Raw genomic sequence first — 17406 nt, 5'->3', positions numbered from 1 at the left:
CGGTTCGCGATAGATCACATTAGTTATAACAAATTGAGCATGTCAACACGCCTGATCAGCCCGCCCCGGACGCCGAACGAAGGACAGGCCAAAGGCCAAGAACGGTGAGGCAAGTGCAAAGGCTTGAAGATATAACCATAAATCCGGACCTTTGGGGCCGAAACAATCACGATCAGGGCAAGATAATCCCCTGCGCGATAGCGGGCATTCGGTCACTCTCCCGATCTGCTATTACAGACTTGTAGGAACAAATTTCCTGAGTCAGTCTCTGGACAGGGAGGAACACAAGGTTGGTTCTTGTCATCGGAGCGGCGCAGACGCCATTCAACCGGCGACGTGACGGGTCTGGATTTCGCGACTGGTCGGGCGACGCCTTCGAGGCGGCATTGGCCATGTCCGGGATCGAGCGCCGGGATATCGACGCGCTGATCGTCGGCTCTGAAAGCGATTTCTTCACGCTCCAGCTGAACCCCGCATCGGTGCTGGCGCAGGACCTTGGCCTGTGCGGGGCCGAGACGCTGCGGGTCGAAGGCGGTGGCGCCACAGGTCAACTGGCCGTCCATGCCGGGGTCGACCGCATCCTGTCGGGCCGCGCGCGCCATGTGGCCGTGATCGGCGTCGATCCCTCTGCCAGCACCCTCGCAGGGGAGTCTATCCGGGAGCTTTACGGCTATTCCTTCGACTTCTGGACCGACGGGCTGTCGGGGGTCACGGCCACCGCCCTTTACGCGCTGTCATGGCAGGCCTTTGCAACGGCCAATGGCGGGCAGATCGATGATCTGAATGCCGTAACGATCAAGAACCGACGCAATGCGATGTCCAATCCCGATGCGCATCTGCCGCGTGAGCACAGGGTGGAGGAATTCGCCGCCTCACCCATGATTGCATCGCCCTATTGCCGGCTGCATTGCTCGCCGCTCAGCGACGGGGCGGCGGCGCTAATCCTGTCTGCGCCCGATGCGGCGCCGGAGGCCCGCCGCAATCGCGCGCCGCGGATCACCGGGATCGGGGCCGCGTCTGATCTGCCGGGCCTTGGGCACCGCGCCGATCCGGCCGTCTTCGGGGCCAAGTCCAGAGCCGCGCAGCGGGCCTATGACATGGCCGGGGTCACACCGTCCGACATCGCGGTGGCCGAGGTCTATGACGCCTATGCCGGGGCCGAACTTCAGGCCATCGCGGCACTCGGCCTGAGCCCGGAGCCGATCCGGTCCCTGCGCGACGGGGATTTCGACGCCGACGGCACATGCCCGGTCAACCTGTCGGGCGGCCTCATGGGTCAGGGCGCCCCTGTGGGCGCAACCGGCGTCGGTCAGACCGCGACTTGCGCCCTGATGCTCGAGGGGCGCTATCACGCAGGGCTGCAACCGGACCGACCGCTCGGCCATGCGCTGGCCGACACGCATGGCGGTGTCGGCACCACCTGCGCCGTCACCATCCTGAGCGCGGGGGCAACTGCATGAAACGCAACGTGACACTGGAATATGCCCTTGGCGAAGGCTGGTTGGCCCCCTGGCTCGACGGGCTGCGCGAGGGCAGGCCCGTGGCCTCCACCTGTTCGGCCTGTGGCGACGCGCATTTTCCGCCGCTGCGGGTTTGCCCGACCTGCCGAAGCCGATGCGATGGCTGGCGCAATCTCGGCGGTGGCGCGACGATCCTCTGTCGCACCCAGGGCACGGACGGCGATTTTGCCATGGCGCGATTTGACGGGGCACGCATTGCAACCATCGCCCGGGCCGATCGCCTGCCCGAGGATGCCACACGGGCCGTGCTGGCGGCCTGCCCCGACGACCCGCCATTTCTTTCCCTCGTCACGGAGCCCCGGACATGAGCGATTATCTTGCGACCCTGAGCGCCGAGCAATTGGCGGACCTGCACCTGACCCGGGATGCGGCGGGCGACTACGCCATCACATGGCCCGCCAATTACAACATCTACAACGCCACCGTCGGCCGTTTTCTGGGGCCCGAGGACCGCGACAAACCGGCGATGATCTTCGAGGGCCCCGATGGTCAGGTCACCACGCAAAGCTTTGCCGAGATCGATGCCGCCGCGACCGGTCTTGCGGCCGAACTGCGCCGGCTGGGCTATGGCAAGGGAGATCCCGTCGCGGTGCACACGGGCCAGCATCCCGACACCGGGATCGCCCACATGGCGATCGCCAAGATCGGCGGCATCGCGGTCACGCTGTCGCAGCTTTACGGCCCCGATACGTTGGCCCATGCGCTCAACGATTGCAGGGCCGGGGTGATCCTGACCAGCCGCGATGCCTGGGATCCTCTTCGGGGAGAAGAATTCCCCCATCTGCGCCATGTGATCATGCGCGACCCCGGACCTGGCGATCTCGATCTTGCCGCCGCGATGGCCGATCCGCCGGAGGATTTCACGCCGGAACTGGGCGGCGCGGAGGATCCGGCGCTCCTGATGTATACTTCCGGCTCGACCGGGAAGCCCAAGGGGATCCTGCATGGTCACCGTGTGCTGGCGGCCTATACTCCGTCGATCAACCTGTTCTTCAACCTCGCGCTTGGCGATGACGACGCGGTCTATTGGTCGCCCTCAGACTGGGCATGGGTCGGCGGGCTTCTGGACATGCTGTTTCCCGCGTGGATGGCGGGGCGGCCGGTTGTCACCTCCCTCGAACGTTTCACCGCGGACTATGCCTATGGCTTCATGAGCCGTCACAAGGTGACGCATACCTTCCTCGCCCCGACGGCAATCAAACGTCTGGCGCAGCATCCCGACCCGCGCTCGGACCATGATCTGGCGCTGCGGATCATCTGCACCGGGGGTGAGGCGCTCGCGGCAGAGACGCTGACCTGGGCCGAGGACAGGCTGGGCGTCGTCTGCAACGAGTTCTACGGCATGACCGAGGTCAATCACCTGATCGGCAATTGCGCCGCTTTGTTTCCCCGCCGCCCCGGATCGATGGGCCGCGCCTACCCCGGGCACAAGGTGCTTCTTGTCGACAGCGACGGCCACGAGGTTGCAGATGATGAACCCGGAGAGGTCGTCACCCCCCTCGCCTCGCCCACGCGGTTTCAGGGCTATTTCAACAACGCCGACAAGACCGCCGACATGAAGCTGGGGCCCTATTGGCGGACCCATGATCTGGCCGTGCGGGATGAGGACGGGTATTTCTGGTACAAGGGGCGGTCCGACGACCTGATCAAATCATCGGGCTTTCGCATCGGCCCGGCCGAGGTCGAGGAATGTCTGCTCTCTCATCCGGCCGTGGCCGAGGTCGCCGTGATCGCCAAGCCCGACCCGGATCGGGGCGCCATCGTCAAGGCATTCGTCAGCACGCGCCCCGGTGTCACGGGCGACGCGGCGCTGGCTCGGAACCTGAAAGATCACGTCAAGACCCGGCTTGCGGGATACAAGGCCCCGCGCGAGATCGAATTCGTCGAGAGTTTCGAACTCACGTCTTCTGGCAAGATCAACCGGCGTATCCTGCGCGAAGCCGAACTGGCGAAGGCGCGGACCTGAGCTTTAACCCTTGCGGTCAGTGCGGGCCGGCATGCCCCGGCTTCCAAGCCGCGGCGTTTGTCCGAAATGACCGTCGCTCGGCCGCACGAATAAGAATCATCGGTCTTGATCACGGCGAATCAGAAGCGGTTTCCGAGGCCTGTTCAGATGGCCGATCCACCAATTCGGTCTGAAAACTCCAGAATTCCCTAGGACGCGCTCGGGCCTTTTCCGACCCTAGGATGCGCCCGAGTGCCGTCGGAAAGACCGATGCACAGCACGATCTCGTCTGTCCGCGGTGCGTCTGGCACACACAGGGTCATGGTGTCGATATGATCGAACGACCAAGGCTCATCCTTGTGGCCTAGCGGCAAGTCGATGCACCCGCCCAAGGGGCCAACCTTGTGGTTCGACGGCATCAGGGCCTTTCCGCCGCCGATGGCTGCGCGCACGGGTTTGCCAAGGGATGGGTGGAGCACAGCGGCCCCGTGCTCCATGACTCCGGATGACCCGATGAGAGCCGCTTTGCCATAACAGACAGGTGGCCCGCTCAGCATCCGGACAAGGTCTTGTGTCAGAGTTTCGCCGAGTTTCGCACTGACCTCGGATAGGTGCGACAGGTCCGTCTGGTCGACCCCGGCAAAGGGGTTTCTCAGGACCGCAATCGCCGCGACGCGCGTGATCGTTTCGCAAGCCGAGCCCATTTCGTCGGCGGTGATCACTTCCCTGATGAAGATTATTTTTCGGACGTCCACCATCCAACATTCCTTTTCTTAACACCCACAGGGCATGTTCCCGAAAGTACCGTAGTCAAGCCCATGAGGCACCAATGATCTCATCGGGGGCAGCGTCGGCCCGATCGACCCAATTGCGTGATCCGTGGGATGGAGGAAGTGTATTCCCACCGCATCACTCTGGACGGCCCCGCCGGACGTTCAGTTGCCGGACATAAAGACACCGCGGCGGATCACCGGGGTTCCGTCAAGGCTCAGCGAGGCTGACCTCAGACAAAGCCCGAGATGCGCCCGGCTTCGGTTTTTCCCCCGGAAGGCGACGTCGTCATTGCTCCCGATCTGGATCTGGATCGCGCCATGACTGCTTTCGCAGTCCGCGCCGCCGCCACCGGTATCGGGCGTCTGCGTGATGGCTTGTGTCCAGCGCGCCCGGTGATCGACCCCCCATGCAAAATGGCCCGCATTCCATGCGCCGGCGTCGCCCGCGGCCTCTAGCTCCGCCCGGATGAGCACTGCATCAAGCTTGCCCTCAATGGCCGTCACCCGCCCCTCCCGAAAGGTGATCACCACGCGATCCTCGACAAAGCGGGCAAGGTGAAAGCAGCAGTCACCGACATCGAGCACCAGCTGGCCCTCGGTCGTCCCCTCGACCTGGGCTGCCTGCACGGCGCCGATACCCCAGAAATCCAGCCGGCCCGGCAGATCGGCAGCGCCATAGTTGGCCAGCGCGGGGCGCCCGGGTTTCTGCATCACCAGATCGGTCCCCGCGTCGGACGTGACATGCACTGTCACCGCGCGGTCAAGCAGCTCTGCCCCGGCGCGGGCGCGCCGTCGCACCGTTTCGTCCGCACGCAGACGATCGAGAACATGCGGAGGCTCCATGCAGCACAAGACGCGCGCCCCGCGTTCAAGCGCGGCGGCAATCTCCGGGCGATAATGCAACGCGTGACCCGTCATATAGACGATCAGGTCGGCCTGTCCGCAGGCGGCCTCGAGAGCGGTGGAGGATGGCGGCCTGTCCCATGACAAGACCGTGGTCAGGGCCTCCGCGCCCAGATCGCGCGCCGCACCGTGGCAGGCGGCGCCGTAGGCCGGGTTCCATGCCGTGTCGGTGATCGCCACGCAAAGTTCGCCCTCTGTCAGAGCCGAGGCCCGAAGCTGGTGTCGGAACAGCGCCTGAAAATCCGCCACGAAGGCATCTGACGTATAGCTGCGCGCATAGGCCATCCCTTGGGTGCCCGTCAGACGGGCCGCAGGCCGGCCCGCACCGTGATGGGGCAGTCACCGGCGGTCGGTGCAACGGGCCTCATCCGGGAACCGCGGCCAGTTCGGCCGGGGCACTTTGCCCCTGCAACAGGCGCTCGATCTCAGCCGTGTCGCGGAGCCGGATCAACCCGCCATCGGACATCCGCTGCAAAGCGTCGTCATGCGCGACGCGGGTCGAGGAGGCGCAGGCATCCTGAACTAGGTTGACGTAATAGCCCCGGTCCGCGGCATCGCGGGCGGTGAGTTCGACGCAGCCTTCCGTCACGATGCCGCAGACCAGCAGCCGGTCGATGCCCATGTTGCGCAGGATCTGGTCAATGGGCGTGGAGTTGAAGGTTCCGGCGCTGGTCTTGTCGATGATGATCTCGTCACCCTGCGGGGCGACCTCGGGCAGAAACTCGTCGTCGCGCGCATCAGCCGAGCGGGCCTTCGTTTCCTGCTGGAGCGAGCGCTGACCGTCGCGGCAATCGGCCGTGAGGTACTTTACCCGGATATGAATCAGCTCGACGCCCCCGGCGCGACAGGCATCCTGAAGGCGGCGGACGCGGGGCAAGATCTCGTCGATGAAGGCCCAGCGCTCATCAAGATGGTTTGGCTTGCCCTGTTCGCGGCAAAGACGCCCCATCCATCCGTCGGGATGCGCGTCGAGATATTGCAGATCGATCGTCAGCAAGGCCGTGCGCGACGGATCGAAGTCAGGTTCCTGCGGCGGCGGAACGAGATCGTAATAGGGATCGTGGGCCATGGTAGGATCCTTTCAGTTGAGGGTCAGGAAGACGCGAGGGCCGGATCGCCGACCGAGGCATGTTTGAAACATCGGACCTGATGCGTGCCGCCCAGATCCTCGAGTGGTGGCGGGCGTTCGCGGCAGCCATTGTCGGCAAAGCCACACCGCGGGTTGAAGGCACAGCCTGGCGGGGGCGATAGCGGTGACGGAGGCTCCCCGATGATGGCCGCGCTATCGCGCCGGGCATTCGGCCGCGTGCGCGGCGCCGCCGCCATCAGGCCACGCGTATAGGGGTGCCGGGGATTGGCGAAGATTTCGGCCGCGGGGGCATTCTCGACGATCCGGCCAAGATACATGACCGCAACCCGATCGCTGACATAGCGCACGACACTCAGGTCATGGGCGATCATCAGAAGCGTCAGGCCCAGCCGTTCGCGCAGGTCCAGAAGCAGGTTCATTATCTGTGCCTGCACCGACACATCGACGGCCGAGACAGGTTCATCCGCGACGATGATTTCGGGATCGACGGCCAGCGCCCGCGCGATACCGATCCGCTGTCGCTGACCGCCGCTGAAGTGGCGTGGATACCTGTCCGCGGCTTCTGGCGGCAGACCGACAAGATCGAGCAATTCCCTGACGCGGGCCTTTGCCGCTGCACCCCGGGCGATGTCATGCACATGCAGCACCTCGCCAAGGATTTGCCCGACCGTCAGCCGCGGATTGAGAGACGACCACGGATCCTGGAACACCATCTGGAGATCGCGGCGCGCGGCGCGCAGGCGTGCGGGCCCCATCGACAGCACGTCTTCGCCCCGGAACCGAACCTCGCCCGAGGTCGGCTCCACCAGCCGAAGAAGCGCCCGGCCAAGCGTCGTCTTGCCCGATCCGGACTCCCCCACGAGGCTGAAGATCTCGCCCGGCGCGATATCGAGGTCGACCCCGTCAAGCGCGGTCAGCGTCCGGCGGCGGCCCGGCAGGACCCCGTCCATGAAGCCACCCTGGATCGGGTAGCGCATCGTCAGGCCACGAACCTCGATCAACGGTGTCATGCCGTCCCCACCTCTGCTGTGGTGCTGTCGGTGCCCGAGACGGGCCCCGGCTGCGCCATGTCTTCGTGCCGGATGCAGCGCGTCGCCCGCCCGCCACCGATGTCGATCAGCGGGATCTTCTGGCTCCGGCATTCAGCGGTCGCCATCGGGCATCTTGGGTGGAACCTGCAGCCGGTGGGCAGATCGACAAGATCGGGGGGCAAGCCCTCGATCGGGCGCAGACGCTCTGCCTGTGCCGCGTCAAGATCGGGGACACAATCCAGAAGGGCCGCGCTATAGGGATGGCGCGGGGCCGAGAACAACTCGGCCGGCGTCGCGGTTTCGACGACCTGACCGGCATACATGACCGCGACCCGCTGACAGGTCTCGGCCACCACGCCCATGTCATGGGTAACGAGGATCACCGCAAGATCGAGATCGCGCTGCAACTGCCGCAGCAGGGCAAGGATCTGATCCTGAACGGTGACATCCAAGGCCGTCGTCGGCTCGTCCGCGATCAGCAGACGCGGGCCGCAGGCCAGTGCCGTCGCGATGACGACGCGCTGGCACATTCCGCCAGAAAACTGGTGCGGATAATCGCGTGCGCGTTCCTCGGGCGACGGGATGCCGACCTTGCGCATAAGATCGACGGCGCGGGCCATGGCCGCGCTGCGCGACCCGACGACGCCCTGTTCGATCATGCCCTCGGCGATCTGGCCTCCGACGCGCAGCACCGGGTTGAGCGCCGAGACCGCGTCCTGAACGATCATCGCGATATCGCGTCCTCGTATCCGGGTCAGCTCCGCTTCGGTCAGCGACAACAGGTCGGTGCCATCGAACACCGCCTCTCCGTCGCGCTCTACCGAGGGCCCGAGCAGACCGAGGATGGTCTTGCAGGTGACGCTCTTGCCTGACCCGCTCTCGCCGACGATCCCGAGGCATTCGCCCGACGAGATCGAGAAATTCACATCCTCCACCGCGCGCAATGTCCCGCGACGCGTGGGGATGTCGGCCGACAGGTTCCGAACCTCGAGAAGGGCCATGTCAGTCACTCTCTCTCACGCAGCCAGTCCGCCACGCCATCGCCGAAAAGGCTGAGCGATATGCCGACCAGAACGATGGCAAGACCGGGCAGCGTCACCATCCACCATGCGGTGAAGATGAAACTTTTTCCTTCGGCGATCATGGTGCCCCATGTCGGCGCCGGCGGCGGCAGGCCCAGGCCCAGAAACGCCAGCGTCGTGGTCGACAGGATCACCAGAACGATATCTGTCATCGCGAAGATGATCGTCGGCGTGATGACGTTCGGCAGCACATGCCGCAGCATGATCCGCGTATGAGAAAAGCCCAGCGCACGGGCCGCCAGCACGTATTCGCTGCGCTTGGCGACCAGAACCTCGGCCCTCACGATGCGGGCATACATGCTCCATCCCGCAAGGGTCAGCGCGATATACATCGACGTGACCCCGGGGCCGAGGATCGCGATCACGCCGATGGCCATGACCAGAAAGGGAAAGGCGGTGAAGGTATCGACCGTGCGCATGATCAGCGTATCGAAGACCCCGCCCGCATATCCCGCGATACCGCCGAGGATCGTGCCCAGGACCCAAGGGAAGAAGACGCACAGAAACCCAATCCGAAGATCGACCTGCGCCGCATAGATCACGCGGGTAAAGATATCGCGGCCGAAATTGTCGGTCCCGAACAGGTGGGTCCAGCTTGGCGGCTGCAAGGCGTTGCGAAGATCCTGATCGACCGGATCGTAGGGCGAGATCACCGGCGCCATCACGCTGACCAGAACGATGGCCGAGATCATCACCGCGCCGGCGACAAGGGCCGTTCTCTGCCCTACGAGCGCGGAGAGCCGCCCCCGCCCCATCAGAGACGGAAGCCGGCGGCTGGGCAGCGTGGAGGCGGCGTGTTCTTCAGTCATAGCTCACACGCGGATCAAGAAGTGCATAGACAATGTCGGTGGCCAGATTGATGGTGATCACCAGAAGCCCGAAGATCAGGGCGATCCCCTGGATCATCGGATAGTCGCGCGCGGTCACCGAACTCACGATCAGGTTGCCGATGCCGGGGATCGAAAAGACGTTCTCGATCACGACCGATCCGCCCAGAAGCCAGCCGATATTGACGCCAAGGATCGTGACGGTCGCCATCAGCGCATTTCGCAACACATGACGCCGCATCAGCTTTCCAGCCGGCAGGCCCTTGGTCCGCGCGAATTCCACATGCGGCGCCGACATCGCCTCGATGATCGAGGCGCGAAGCGTGCGGATCAGGATCGGCGCAAGGGCAAGGGTGATCGTCAGCGCCGGCAGGAACAGGTGCCACAGCCGATCGATCAGAGTGTCGCCGAACCCCGCGACGGGAAAGATCGGCCAGACCACGGCGAACACAATGAGCAGATTGAGCCCAAGCCAGAAGCCCGGCATCGCCAGCGTCAGTGTCGCGCCGGCGCGGATCACCTGATCCGTGCGCCGCCCCCGGCGGCTGGCCGCCAGCATCGCCAGCGGGATGCAGACGAGAACCGAAAGGATCACCGCATAGGCGATCAGCGTGATCGTGGGCGCAAGCCGTTCGGCCACGACCTCGAGCACCGGGCGCCGGTAAACCAACGATATGCCCAGATCGCCGGTCGCCACGTCTTTCAGGAAACTGCCGAACTGCATCCAGATCGGATCGTTGAGACCCAGTTGATCGCGCAGCTCGGCAAGGCTTTCGTCGGTGGCGTAGACCCCCAGCATCATCCGCGCAGGATCGCCCGGCACAAGCCGGACGACCATGAAGACGACCAGAAGGATGCCGAAGAGAACCGGCAATATCTGGATCAGCCGCCTGCGAAGGAATGCAAGAAGTGCCACCTCGGGACCGGCTTACTCGGACAACCACACTTCCCAGAAGCGGTGAAGCTTCGTCGGGAACACGGCAAAGTTTTCGACGTTGTCGCGCGTGCCGTATATGATCGTCGGGTGGAACAGGTAAAGTTGCGGCACCTCTTCCATCGCGATCTGCTGCAGCTCGGTATAGAGCTCCTCACGCAACGCCGGGTCCTGCGCGCCTTCGGCGGCGACACTGATCTCGATGATCCGCTCGTTGGCATAGCCCGAGAAGGCCGAATCCGATCCGCCGATATCCTTGGGCCAGAAATCGAACGGGATGTTCATTGCAGGATCAATCACGTCGTTTGTTCCCAGCTTGTAAACCATCTCGAATTCGCCGCTGGACCACATCGACCACCATGTCCCGGCCTCGACGGGCATCACGTTGACCTGGATGCCGATCTCGCCCAGCTGGTCGTTCAGGATGACCGCCGTCTGCTGGGCCATCTCGTCACCAGACGGGATGGTCAGATCGACCTCGAAGCCATCAGGCGCCGAGGATTCCGCCATCAGCTGCTTTGCCCGTTCAAGATCGAAACCCGTCGCGAACTCGTCGGTGTGATAGAGGATGCCGGGGCCGTAGAACGGCGATTCCGCAGGCTCCCCGTTGCCCAGAAGGATCGCGTCGATCATGGCTTCGCGGTCCACCGCGTAGGAGATCGCCTGACGCACCTTGACGTCGGACAGTTCAGGCACGTTGCGGATGTTGGGAACGATCGCCGCGGTGCCGTAGATCGTCACCATCGTCGCCTCGACCCCCGGGGCATTCGCAAGCGAGGCCGCCTGGCTGAACGGCACCAGAAGCGCGACATCGACTTCGCCGGTGCGCAATTGCAGGATACGCGCGTTGTCATCCTGCACGACCCGCATCTCGACCCTGTCGACATAGGGCCTTTCAGGGTCCCAGTAGCCCGGGTTCGGCGTCAGGATCGCAACCTGCCCTTTCTGCCAGTCTTCAAGGCAGAACGCGCCCGATCCCATGGGCGCGGCCGCAAGGCCTTCGGGACCGACCTCCTCGGCATAATCCTTGGACAGGATATGGCTGCCCCAAAGCGTCAGGTAGCTGACGAAGGCAACGTTCGGCCGGTCGATGTCGATCTGGACCGTGTGATCGTCGATCACGGTGACAACCGGGTTGGCCGGGAATTGCCAGCTGACGTTGCTGTCAGCCTCTGTTGCCCGGTCGAACGAGAATTTCACGTCCTCTGCCGTGATCGGATCACCGTTGCAGAAGCTTGCATCCTGGCGGAGGTTGAACGTGTAGGTGGTTGAATCTTCCGATATTTCCCAGGATTCCGCCAGCGATGGCCGCAATTCCAGCCCATCGGCGGAATTCTGGATCAGGTTCGCGAAAACCTGATGCTGGGCCCAGAGGGATGCGTTGTCGTTGGTGTATTTCGGATCCCAGAGATTCACATCGGCCGGTCGCGCGACCACCAGTGTGCCGCCCCGACGGGGCTCTTCCTGCGCATTTGCGGGCGCGGCAAGGGCCGCTGCAAATGCGACGCCGACGGCAGCCGTCTGGCGTAATGTCATTCGTTTCATTGAACGTCTCCCCAAAGTGGTTCCTGTTTCACGATCACTGCGCCGGTTCAGAGGCCTTTGCCGGTGTCATCGCGATCAATTCGTCCACGGTTCGGCCGCGGATCACGTTTCCATCTGTCATGCGCTGCACCGCATCGTCGTGTGCCGCACGGCGCGACGACGCGCAGCCATCCGTCACCAGCGTGACGTGGTAGCTGCGGTCGCGTGCATCGCGCGCGGTCAGTTCCACACAGCCTTCGGTCACCACGCCGCAGACCCACAGCCGATCGCGACCCATGTTGCGCAGGATCTGGTCGATCGAGGTCGAATTGAACGTGCTGACGCTGGTCTTGTTGATGATGATCTCGTCGCCGACCGGCGCGACGGCCTCGAGGAAATCAGCATCCATCGGCAGATAGGGCGTGCCCTGATCGCGCCGGGCCTGCAGATCGGCCCCGCCATCCTTGTTCGAGGCAGTCCGGAAGTTCACACGGATATGAAACGGCTCGATCCCGTGTTCCCGGCAATGCAGCAGCAATTTGCGAAGACGCGGGCTGATTTCGTCGATGAACTCGAACCGTTCCTTGAGGTGATCCGGTTTGCCCTGATCGCGCCCCAGACGCCCCATCCACCCGTCCGGATGCGCGCACATATTGTGCATATCAACGATCAGGAGCGCCGTTCGGGAAGGGTCTATCTCGATGTCCCTCGGTTCGGCCACCAGATCCCAATAGGGATCATGTACCATCGTTCTTACCTCCAAGCTCTTTGCCAACCCCGTTCAGAATTGACTCAATCATGCATTAGAAAAAAGATTGTCGACAGGCTACAATCAGGATTGAAAGCGAACCGATTCCTGTCAAGCAGCAATGTGGCGCGATGCAGGTTTCGCGCCGTTTTGCGCGAAAAACAGCCACTACACCCCGGATGCCCGGCTTTTGGGCGCCATATCGCGGGCAAACGCCCATTTTTCGCGCAAATCTGCGAGACCTCAATCCAACCTTGCAGCCCGGCCCGCCCGCGCATCAGGGGCCTTGTGCCCAACAGGTCGTGACAAAGGCTGCGTATCGGCCCGCCTCGATCCGCCACCGCCACCCATGTTCCATTTGGAATTTGACTTGCGATCAGGTTGCTGTTGCCATCCAAGGAGAGATGAAAAGGGAGCGGGCCGATGCTGGATCCGTTTTGCAGGATCGCCGACGCGGCCAAGGCTCTTCGCGATGGCAGCGCCGATCCGGTCGAGGAAACGCAGGCCGCTTTCGAAAGGATCGCCCGGGCCGAACCGCGGCTGAATGCGTTTTCACTGCTAGCCGAAGACCATGCGATTGCGCGCGCGACACGCGCGCGGGCAGAGTTGAGGTCCGGATTTGACCGGGGGCCATTTCACGGTGTGCCGGTGTCGGTCAAGGACCTCATCGACATGGGCGGGCTGGTGACGGGCTATGGCACGAGCGCCCCTCTCCGGAGCGGCCCGCAGCCGCGAAACGCCGAACTGGTCGACAGGCTGGAGGCCGCGGGTGCGGTGATCGTCGGCAAGAACAATTGCCTCGAATTCGCCTATGGCGCGGTCAACCCCGAGGTGGGGCAGACCAACAATCCCCACGATCCGAACCGCACGGCGGGCGGGTCTTCGGGTGGCGGGGCGGCCGCTGTCGCGGCGGGGCTTGTCTGGGGCGCGGTCGGGACCGATACCGGCGGGTCGATCCGTATCCCGGCGGCCTATTGCGGGATCACGGGGCTCAAGCCTTCCTTCGGTGCGGTCAGCCTCGAGGGCGTCTTTCCCCTGTCTCCCACGCTCGATCATGCGGGGCCGATGACACGCAGCGCGGCGGATGCGCTCGCGATGTTCGATGTCCTGTCCGGCCAGGATGGAGCGACCGATCCCCTCCCTGCCAGAAGGCTCCGGCTTGGTGTGATCCGCGAGCAGGCCCGGCATCCCGCGATCCGGCCCGATGTGCTGGAAACCTTCGACAAGACACTTGAAATGCTGGCCGCCGCCGGGGCGGTCATCGAAGAGGTATCCCTGCCCGAGCTTGCGGGGTTTGGCGAACGGCTGGTGGAAATCCTGCTGCCCGAGGCCGCGTTGATCCATGCCACGCGGCTGGCCGCGCATGATGCCGACTACGGGCCCCAGACCCTCGCGCAATTGCAGGCCGGCCCCGAGGTCTCGGCGATGACCTATCTCGCGGCGCGCGATTATGCCCGCGCACTCGCCGGGGCCTATGCCCGCAGGCTTGCGGGATTCGACGCCCTGATCGCACCCTCCGTGGCATGGGTCGCCCCTCGGGAAGACCCCGCCGTCGACGGCGAAGACGGATTTGTCGAGATGCTGTGCTCGGGCCTCGGCAATCTGGTGGGCGCGCCCTCGGTGTCGATCTTTGCGGGACCGGGCGAGGCGGGCATGCCCGTCGGGTTGACACTGAACGGCCCGACAGGTGGCGACCGGATGCTCATGCGGGTGGCGGCAGAGATCGAAAGCCTGCTGCCGCCAAGTCCAAGGCCAGCACTTTAGGCAGGTAAACCGGCCCTGATCCTGGGGCTCCGGCCGGGCTCACGCCCGACAGCGCACGTAATCTGTCCGGCTCTGCCGGCCGACCCGCCGGAGGATGGCGACCCAGGCCGCAAGACCTTCGTCGATGGCCGACATGCGCAGGAATTCGTTCGGCGCGTGATAATCCTCGTCGGCGGTCGAAAAGGAGAACATGACCGTGTCGATCCCAAGTTTGCGTTTCACGATCTCGGTCAGCGGGAGTGTCGCGCCGATCCGCACCCGGACCGGCCGCGCGCCGGTCACGGTCTCCAGCGCGCCTTCGGCCGCCGCCAGCAGGGGATGATCCCCGGGGACGGCATAGGCCCCGGCCGCGCCCCGATCCTCCGTCACGCTCAGTTCGGCACCCGGCGGGCAATGGCGCCGGAGGTGGTGCAGAACTGCATCCTGCACCGCCTGCGGATCCTGCACCGGCACCAGCCGCATGGTCAGCTTGGCATGGGCCATGTTCGGGATGACGGTCTTGCTTCCGGGTCCGGTATAGCCGCCCCACAGCCCGTTGACGTCAAGCGTCGGCCGCATCCACAGCCGTTCGAGAAAGCCGTATCCCGGCTCGCCCGCAGCCACCGACCCGATGCTGTCGAGAACCTCGTACTCGCCAAAGGGAATGGCGGCAATCTCGGCGCGTTCCGCCTCGGTCGGGTCGGCGACACCGTCGAAAAACCCCTCGACCATGATGCGCCCGGCCCCGTCGCGCAGGCTTGAGACCAGCGCCGCCATCTCATGCAGCGCGTTCGGCACCACGCCACCATAGCGGCCGGAATGCAGATCCTTGGCCGCTGTGCGAAGCGTGATTTCGAACCCGCAGATGCCACGATTGCCGACGTTGATCGACACAAGATCGGCCCGCCAGCGCGCACCATCCGCCGAGAGGACGGCATCGGCAGACAACAGGTCCCGATGGGCGACAAGGATCGGTTCGAGAGACGGGCTCCCGGTTTCTTCCTCTCCCTCGAGGAGCAGACGCACATTCACTGGCAATCGCCCCTCTACGGCAAGGAAGGCGGCCATCGCCTCGATGGCGATCATCATCGGCCCCTTGTCGTCCGAGACGCCACGCCCATAAAGACGCGCGTCCCGCGGCGTCGCCTCGAACGGCGCAGAGTGCCAGAGATCCAGCGGATCGGGGGGCTGCACGTCGTAATGGCCATAGACAAGAAGCGTCGGCGCCTGCCCCGCCCCAAGCCATTCGGCATAGATGGCAGGTTGGCCGCTCCCGTCCGAGGCTGTAAGGCGGCGCAAGCCGGTAAAGCCGATCTCGGCCAGCCGCGACTCGAGAAATGTGCGGGCGCCCTCCATCCCCGCAGCATAGGACGGATCCGCACCGACAGAGGGCTGCGCTATGAAGGCCGAAAGCCGCGCCATGAAGCCCTCCGCATCGGCAAGCGCGGCCGCGGTGACGGGATCGGCGGTCACGAGATACCCCCGTCGACGGACAGGATCTGCCCGCTGATCCATGCCGCAGCGTCAGACGTCAGAAAACAGGCCGCCGCCGCGATATCCTCGGGCGTGCCGAGCCGTCGGGTGTGAATCCGGTCGAGCAGTTGGGCCTGCCCATCGGGGCCATAGCTGGCCCATTGCCGCTCGGTCGAGTGGTTGGACAACACGAAGCCGGGCGCTACCGAATTGACGGTGATCCCGTGGGGGCCAAGCTCCAGAGACAGCTGTTTGGTCAGCCCGACCAAGGCGTGTTTGGCGGCGCAATAGGCCTGAATGCCGGTCAGGCTGGGCCGGAGGCCCGCCCCGGATGAAATCGTCACGATCCGGCCCCAGCCCGCCGCCTTCATTGGCCCCGCCACACCACGGGCAAGGTGAAAGGCGCTGTCGACATTGGCGGCAAAGACCTCGTGCCACGCCGCATCGCTGACCTGCTCGACCGGTTGGGCGGTCTGCCCGCGCACGCCACCGGCCGCGCTCACGACGATCTCGGGGGCGGCATCAAGACGGGCGAGCATCGCGACGACATCCGCCGCATCACCCAGATCGCAGGGCTCCGCCCGCAGGCCGAGGGCCAGGGCCGCGGACCTGAGCGGCTCGCCCGGAAGGTCCGTCACAACGACCTCGTGGCCCGCCTGGGCCAATTGCCCGGCGATTGCCGCGCCGATGCCGCCGACCACGCCCGTCACCAATGCTCTGCGGGTCATGTCAGGCGCTCCATCAGGGCGGCAAAGCTGTCGGGCGACAGGTCCCGCCGCCCGTCTTCGATGTCGTGGATCAACTCGACCAGCCGGTCGAGCAGCGGCACGGCGATCCCGTGCCCGTGGGCAATCCGCGCAACTGCCCCCACTTGCGCGTCGACCTCCGTGCGGCGCTTCCGAACGGCAAGATCGCGCCAGACGCCGGTGTGCGTCTTGGCGGTTCTGGAGTTGAACTCGGCCAGCTGCGCAAGGCAGGCGTGTGCGGCCTCCGGGCTCGCTCCAGGGACAAAAGCCGCAGGCTCGAACCCGTTGAAGGCGCGCGGGGTCACGCCCTCGGCGGCCGCGGTCGCCATGACCTCGCGGGCAAGCCCGATCAGTGCGGGGCCACGGGTCGGGTCGGCAAAATTCGCAGTCATGCTGTCGTTGGTCAGCGCCGTCGCGAACAGCATGGCTCCGTATCCCATCTTGCCCCAGAGATAGGCCCAAATGTCATCGGTCAGAACCGCGTCGGGTTCGAACACCTGCATAAGACGATGCATCTCGCGGGTGCGGTCGCGGATCGTGCCGTCGATCTCGCCCACCACGACAGCACCACGGTTCCCGAACAGGATGCGCCCCGGCTCCTGCCAATCGGCACCGAAATTGACGAAGGCGCCCATCGTGCGGTCAGGGCCCGCCATCGCGGCGATCACCCGTTCGTTCAAACCATTCTGCGCCGACACGACATACCCGTCCTCGGCCAGATGCGGCAACGCGGCTGCCATCGCCTCCTCGGTGGCCTGCGCCTTGACCGCCAGAACGATCCGGCGATAGCGGCCGGTCAGGTTGTCGGGTGTCACGCAGGGCACGACCTGCGTGAACGCCTCGACCGGGCCCTCGATCCGAAGGCCGGGGCCCGAGCAACACTGGGCGTGTTCGGCCACGATATCGACCATGCGGACGGGAATGCCCGCCCGCGCCCAATAGGCCCCGATCGTCCCACCGATCGCGCCTGCGCCCCAGATCAGTATCTCCTCGTCGTTGGTCATTCAGGCCCTCCGATGACATGGATCCGGGCAACCGATCTGCCGGCAAGACCGATGCCGGAGGGC

16 protein-coding genes are annotated in these 17406 nt (G+C 64.8%); 4 read left to right on the top strand and 12 right to left on the bottom strand.

Translation table 11 applies throughout. From position 1 onward, the window contains the following. Positions 1 to 290 precede the first annotated feature (290 nt). From EP376_RS18940 to EP376_RS18930, 3 genes are read left to right on the top strand one after another with little or no spacing between them, the layout of a single operon-like run. Complete coding sequence (locus EP376_RS18940; RefSeq protein WP_127657196.1) at positions 291 to 1460, top strand: thiolase family protein; 1170 nt, start codon at positions 291 to 293, stop codon at positions 1458 to 1460. Then, positions 1457 to 1828 carry a Zn-ribbon domain-containing OB-fold protein gene (locus EP376_RS23065; RefSeq protein ID WP_164744995.1) on the top strand — a complete coding sequence of 124 codons (372 nt, stop codon included), beginning with the start codon at positions 1457 to 1459 and terminating at the stop codon, positions 1826 to 1828. The genes EP376_RS18940 and EP376_RS23065 overlap by 4 nt, the downstream gene beginning before the upstream one ends. After that, positions 1825 to 3486 carry an acetate--CoA ligase gene (locus EP376_RS18930; RefSeq protein WP_127657194.1) on the top strand — a complete coding sequence of 554 codons (1662 nt, stop codon included), beginning with the start codon at positions 1825 to 1827 and terminating at the stop codon, positions 3484 to 3486. Before EP376_RS23065 ends, EP376_RS18930 begins: the two co-directional genes overlap by 4 nt. Before the next feature lie 188 nt (positions 3487 to 3674). On the opposite strand, the gene EP376_RS18925 is transcribed toward EP376_RS18930, so the two are convergent. The 9 genes from EP376_RS18925 to EP376_RS18885 form a co-directional block, all read right to left on the bottom strand. Continuing rightward, positions 3675 to 4223: an amino acid synthesis family protein gene (locus EP376_RS18925; RefSeq protein WP_238928793.1), complete on the bottom strand. Its 549-nt coding sequence runs from the start codon at positions 4221 to 4223 to the stop codon at positions 3675 to 3677. Between the two features lie 177 nt (positions 4224 to 4400). After that, positions 4401 to 5426: a 2,5-dihydroxypyridine 5,6-dioxygenase NicX family protein gene (locus tag EP376_RS18920; protein WP_127657193.1), complete on the bottom strand. Its 1026-nt coding sequence runs from the start codon at positions 5424 to 5426 to the stop codon at positions 4401 to 4403. A gap of 79 nt (positions 5427 to 5505) precedes the next feature. Then, the gene (locus EP376_RS18915; protein ID WP_127657192.1) at positions 5506 to 6210 is read right to left on the bottom strand and encodes a cysteine hydrolase family protein; all 705 of its coding nucleotides are present in this window, start codon (positions 6208 to 6210) and stop codon (positions 5506 to 5508) included. A 23-nt stretch (positions 6211 to 6233) separates the two neighbouring features. Continuing rightward, positions 6234 to 7241 (bottom strand): ABC transporter ATP-binding protein, encoded by a 1008-nt coding sequence (locus EP376_RS18910; RefSeq protein ID WP_127657191.1) that lies wholly within the window; start codon positions 7239 to 7241, stop codon positions 6234 to 6236. Further along, complete coding sequence (locus EP376_RS18905; RefSeq protein ID WP_127657190.1) at positions 7238 to 8263, bottom strand: ABC transporter ATP-binding protein; 1026 nt, start codon at positions 8261 to 8263, stop codon at positions 7238 to 7240. Before EP376_RS18905 ends, EP376_RS18910 begins: the two co-directional genes overlap by 4 nt. 5 nt (positions 8264 to 8268) lie before the next feature. Next, positions 8269 to 9153, bottom strand: coding sequence for an ABC transporter permease (locus EP376_RS18900; protein WP_238928794.1), 885 nt, complete (start codon positions 9151 to 9153; stop codon positions 8269 to 8271). Further along, positions 9146 to 10087: an ABC transporter permease gene (locus tag EP376_RS18895; protein WP_203330963.1), complete on the bottom strand. Its 942-nt coding sequence runs from the start codon at positions 10085 to 10087 to the stop codon at positions 9146 to 9148. The genes EP376_RS18900 and EP376_RS18895 overlap by 8 nt, the downstream gene beginning before the upstream one ends. A 12-nt stretch (positions 10088 to 10099) precedes the next feature. Then, positions 10100 to 11650 (bottom strand): ABC transporter substrate-binding protein, encoded by a 1551-nt coding sequence (locus EP376_RS18890; RefSeq protein WP_127657189.1) that lies wholly within the window; start codon positions 11648 to 11650, stop codon positions 10100 to 10102. 34 nt (positions 11651 to 11684) lie between these two features. Beyond that, the gene (locus tag EP376_RS18885; protein ID WP_127657188.1) at positions 11685 to 12377 is read right to left on the bottom strand and encodes a cysteine hydrolase family protein; all 693 of its coding nucleotides are present in this window, start codon (positions 12375 to 12377) and stop codon (positions 11685 to 11687) included. A gap of 423 nt (positions 12378 to 12800) precedes the next feature. Here EP376_RS18885 and EP376_RS18880 point away from each other — a divergent pair, with 423 nt between their 5' ends. After that, on the top strand, positions 12801 to 14141 hold the full coding sequence (locus tag EP376_RS18880) for an amidase (RefSeq protein WP_127657187.1): 1341 nt from the start codon (positions 12801 to 12803) through the stop codon (positions 14139 to 14141). Between the two features lie 39 nt (positions 14142 to 14180). Here EP376_RS18880 and EP376_RS18875 read toward each other — a convergent pair whose 3' ends face one another. From EP376_RS18875 to EP376_RS18865, 3 genes are read right to left on the bottom strand one after another with little or no spacing between them, the layout of a single operon-like run. Then, on the bottom strand, positions 14181 to 15593 hold the full coding sequence (locus tag EP376_RS18875; RefSeq protein WP_240652484.1) for a dipeptidase: 1413 nt from the start codon (positions 15591 to 15593) through the stop codon (positions 14181 to 14183). Continuing rightward, entirely contained in the window at positions 15590 to 16321 is a 732-nt protein-coding gene (locus tag EP376_RS18870) for an SDR family NAD(P)-dependent oxidoreductase (RefSeq protein ID WP_127657185.1), read from the bottom strand. Before EP376_RS18870 ends, EP376_RS18875 begins: the two co-directional genes overlap by 4 nt. After that, positions 16318 to 17343, bottom strand: coding sequence for a ketopantoate reductase family protein (locus EP376_RS18865; RefSeq protein WP_127657184.1), 1026 nt, complete (start codon positions 17341 to 17343; stop codon positions 16318 to 16320). The genes EP376_RS18870 and EP376_RS18865 overlap by 4 nt, the downstream gene beginning before the upstream one ends. Positions 17344 to 17406: the final 63 nt, after the last annotated feature.

Origin of the sequence: Alexandriicola marinus (assembly GCF_004000435.1) — a bacterium.
GTDB classification, from domain to species: domain Bacteria; phylum Pseudomonadota; class Alphaproteobacteria; order Rhodobacterales; family Rhodobacteraceae; genus Alexandriicola; species Alexandriicola marinus.
This window is presented reverse-complemented; position numbering and strand designations above follow the sequence as displayed.

What these genes read in the sequence shown, in the direction of transcription:
- EP376_RS18880 (WP_127657187.1), top strand. Translation starts at nt 12,801, where the DNA reads ATGCTGGATCCGTTTTGCAGGATCGCCGACGCGGCCAAGGCTCTTCGC.
- EP376_RS18925 (WP_238928793.1), bottom strand. Translation starts at nt 4,223, where the DNA reads ATGGTGGACGTCCGAAAAATAATCTTCATCAGGGAAGTGATCACCGCC.
- EP376_RS18930 (WP_127657194.1), top strand. Translation starts at nt 1,825, where the DNA reads ATGAGCGATTATCTTGCGACCCTGAGCGCCGAGCAATTGGCGGACCTG.
- EP376_RS18870 (WP_127657185.1), bottom strand. Translation starts at nt 16,321, where the DNA reads ATGACCCGCAGAGCATTGGTGACGGGCGTGGTCGGCGGCATCGGCGCG.
- EP376_RS18885 (WP_127657188.1), bottom strand. Translation starts at nt 12,377, where the DNA reads ATGGTACATGATCCCTATTGGGATCTGGTGGCCGAACCGAGGGACATC.
- EP376_RS18890 (WP_127657189.1), bottom strand. Translation starts at nt 11,650, where the DNA reads ATGAAACGAATGACATTACGCCAGACGGCTGCCGTCGGCGTCGCATTT.
- EP376_RS18865 (WP_127657184.1), bottom strand. Translation starts at nt 17,343, where the DNA reads ATGACCAACGACGAGGAGATACTGATCTGGGGCGCAGGCGCGATCGGT.
- EP376_RS18905 (WP_127657190.1), bottom strand. Translation starts at nt 8,263, where the DNA reads ATGGCCCTTCTCGAGGTTCGGAACCTGTCGGCCGACATCCCCACGCGT.
- EP376_RS18915 (WP_127657192.1), bottom strand. Translation starts at nt 6,210, where the DNA reads ATGGCCCACGATCCCTATTACGATCTCGTTCCGCCGCCGCAGGAACCT.
- EP376_RS18900 (WP_238928794.1), bottom strand. Translation starts at nt 9,153, where the DNA reads ATGACTGAAGAACACGCCGCCTCCACGCTGCCCAGCCGCCGGCTTCCG.
- EP376_RS23065 (WP_164744995.1), top strand. Translation starts at nt 1,457, where the DNA reads ATGAAACGCAACGTGACACTGGAATATGCCCTTGGCGAAGGCTGGTTG.
- EP376_RS18910 (WP_127657191.1), bottom strand. Translation starts at nt 7,241, where the DNA reads ATGACACCGTTGATCGAGGTTCGTGGCCTGACGATGCGCTACCCGATC.
- EP376_RS18920 (WP_127657193.1), bottom strand. Translation starts at nt 5,426, where the DNA reads ATGGCCTATGCGCGCAGCTATACGTCAGATGCCTTCGTGGCGGATTTT.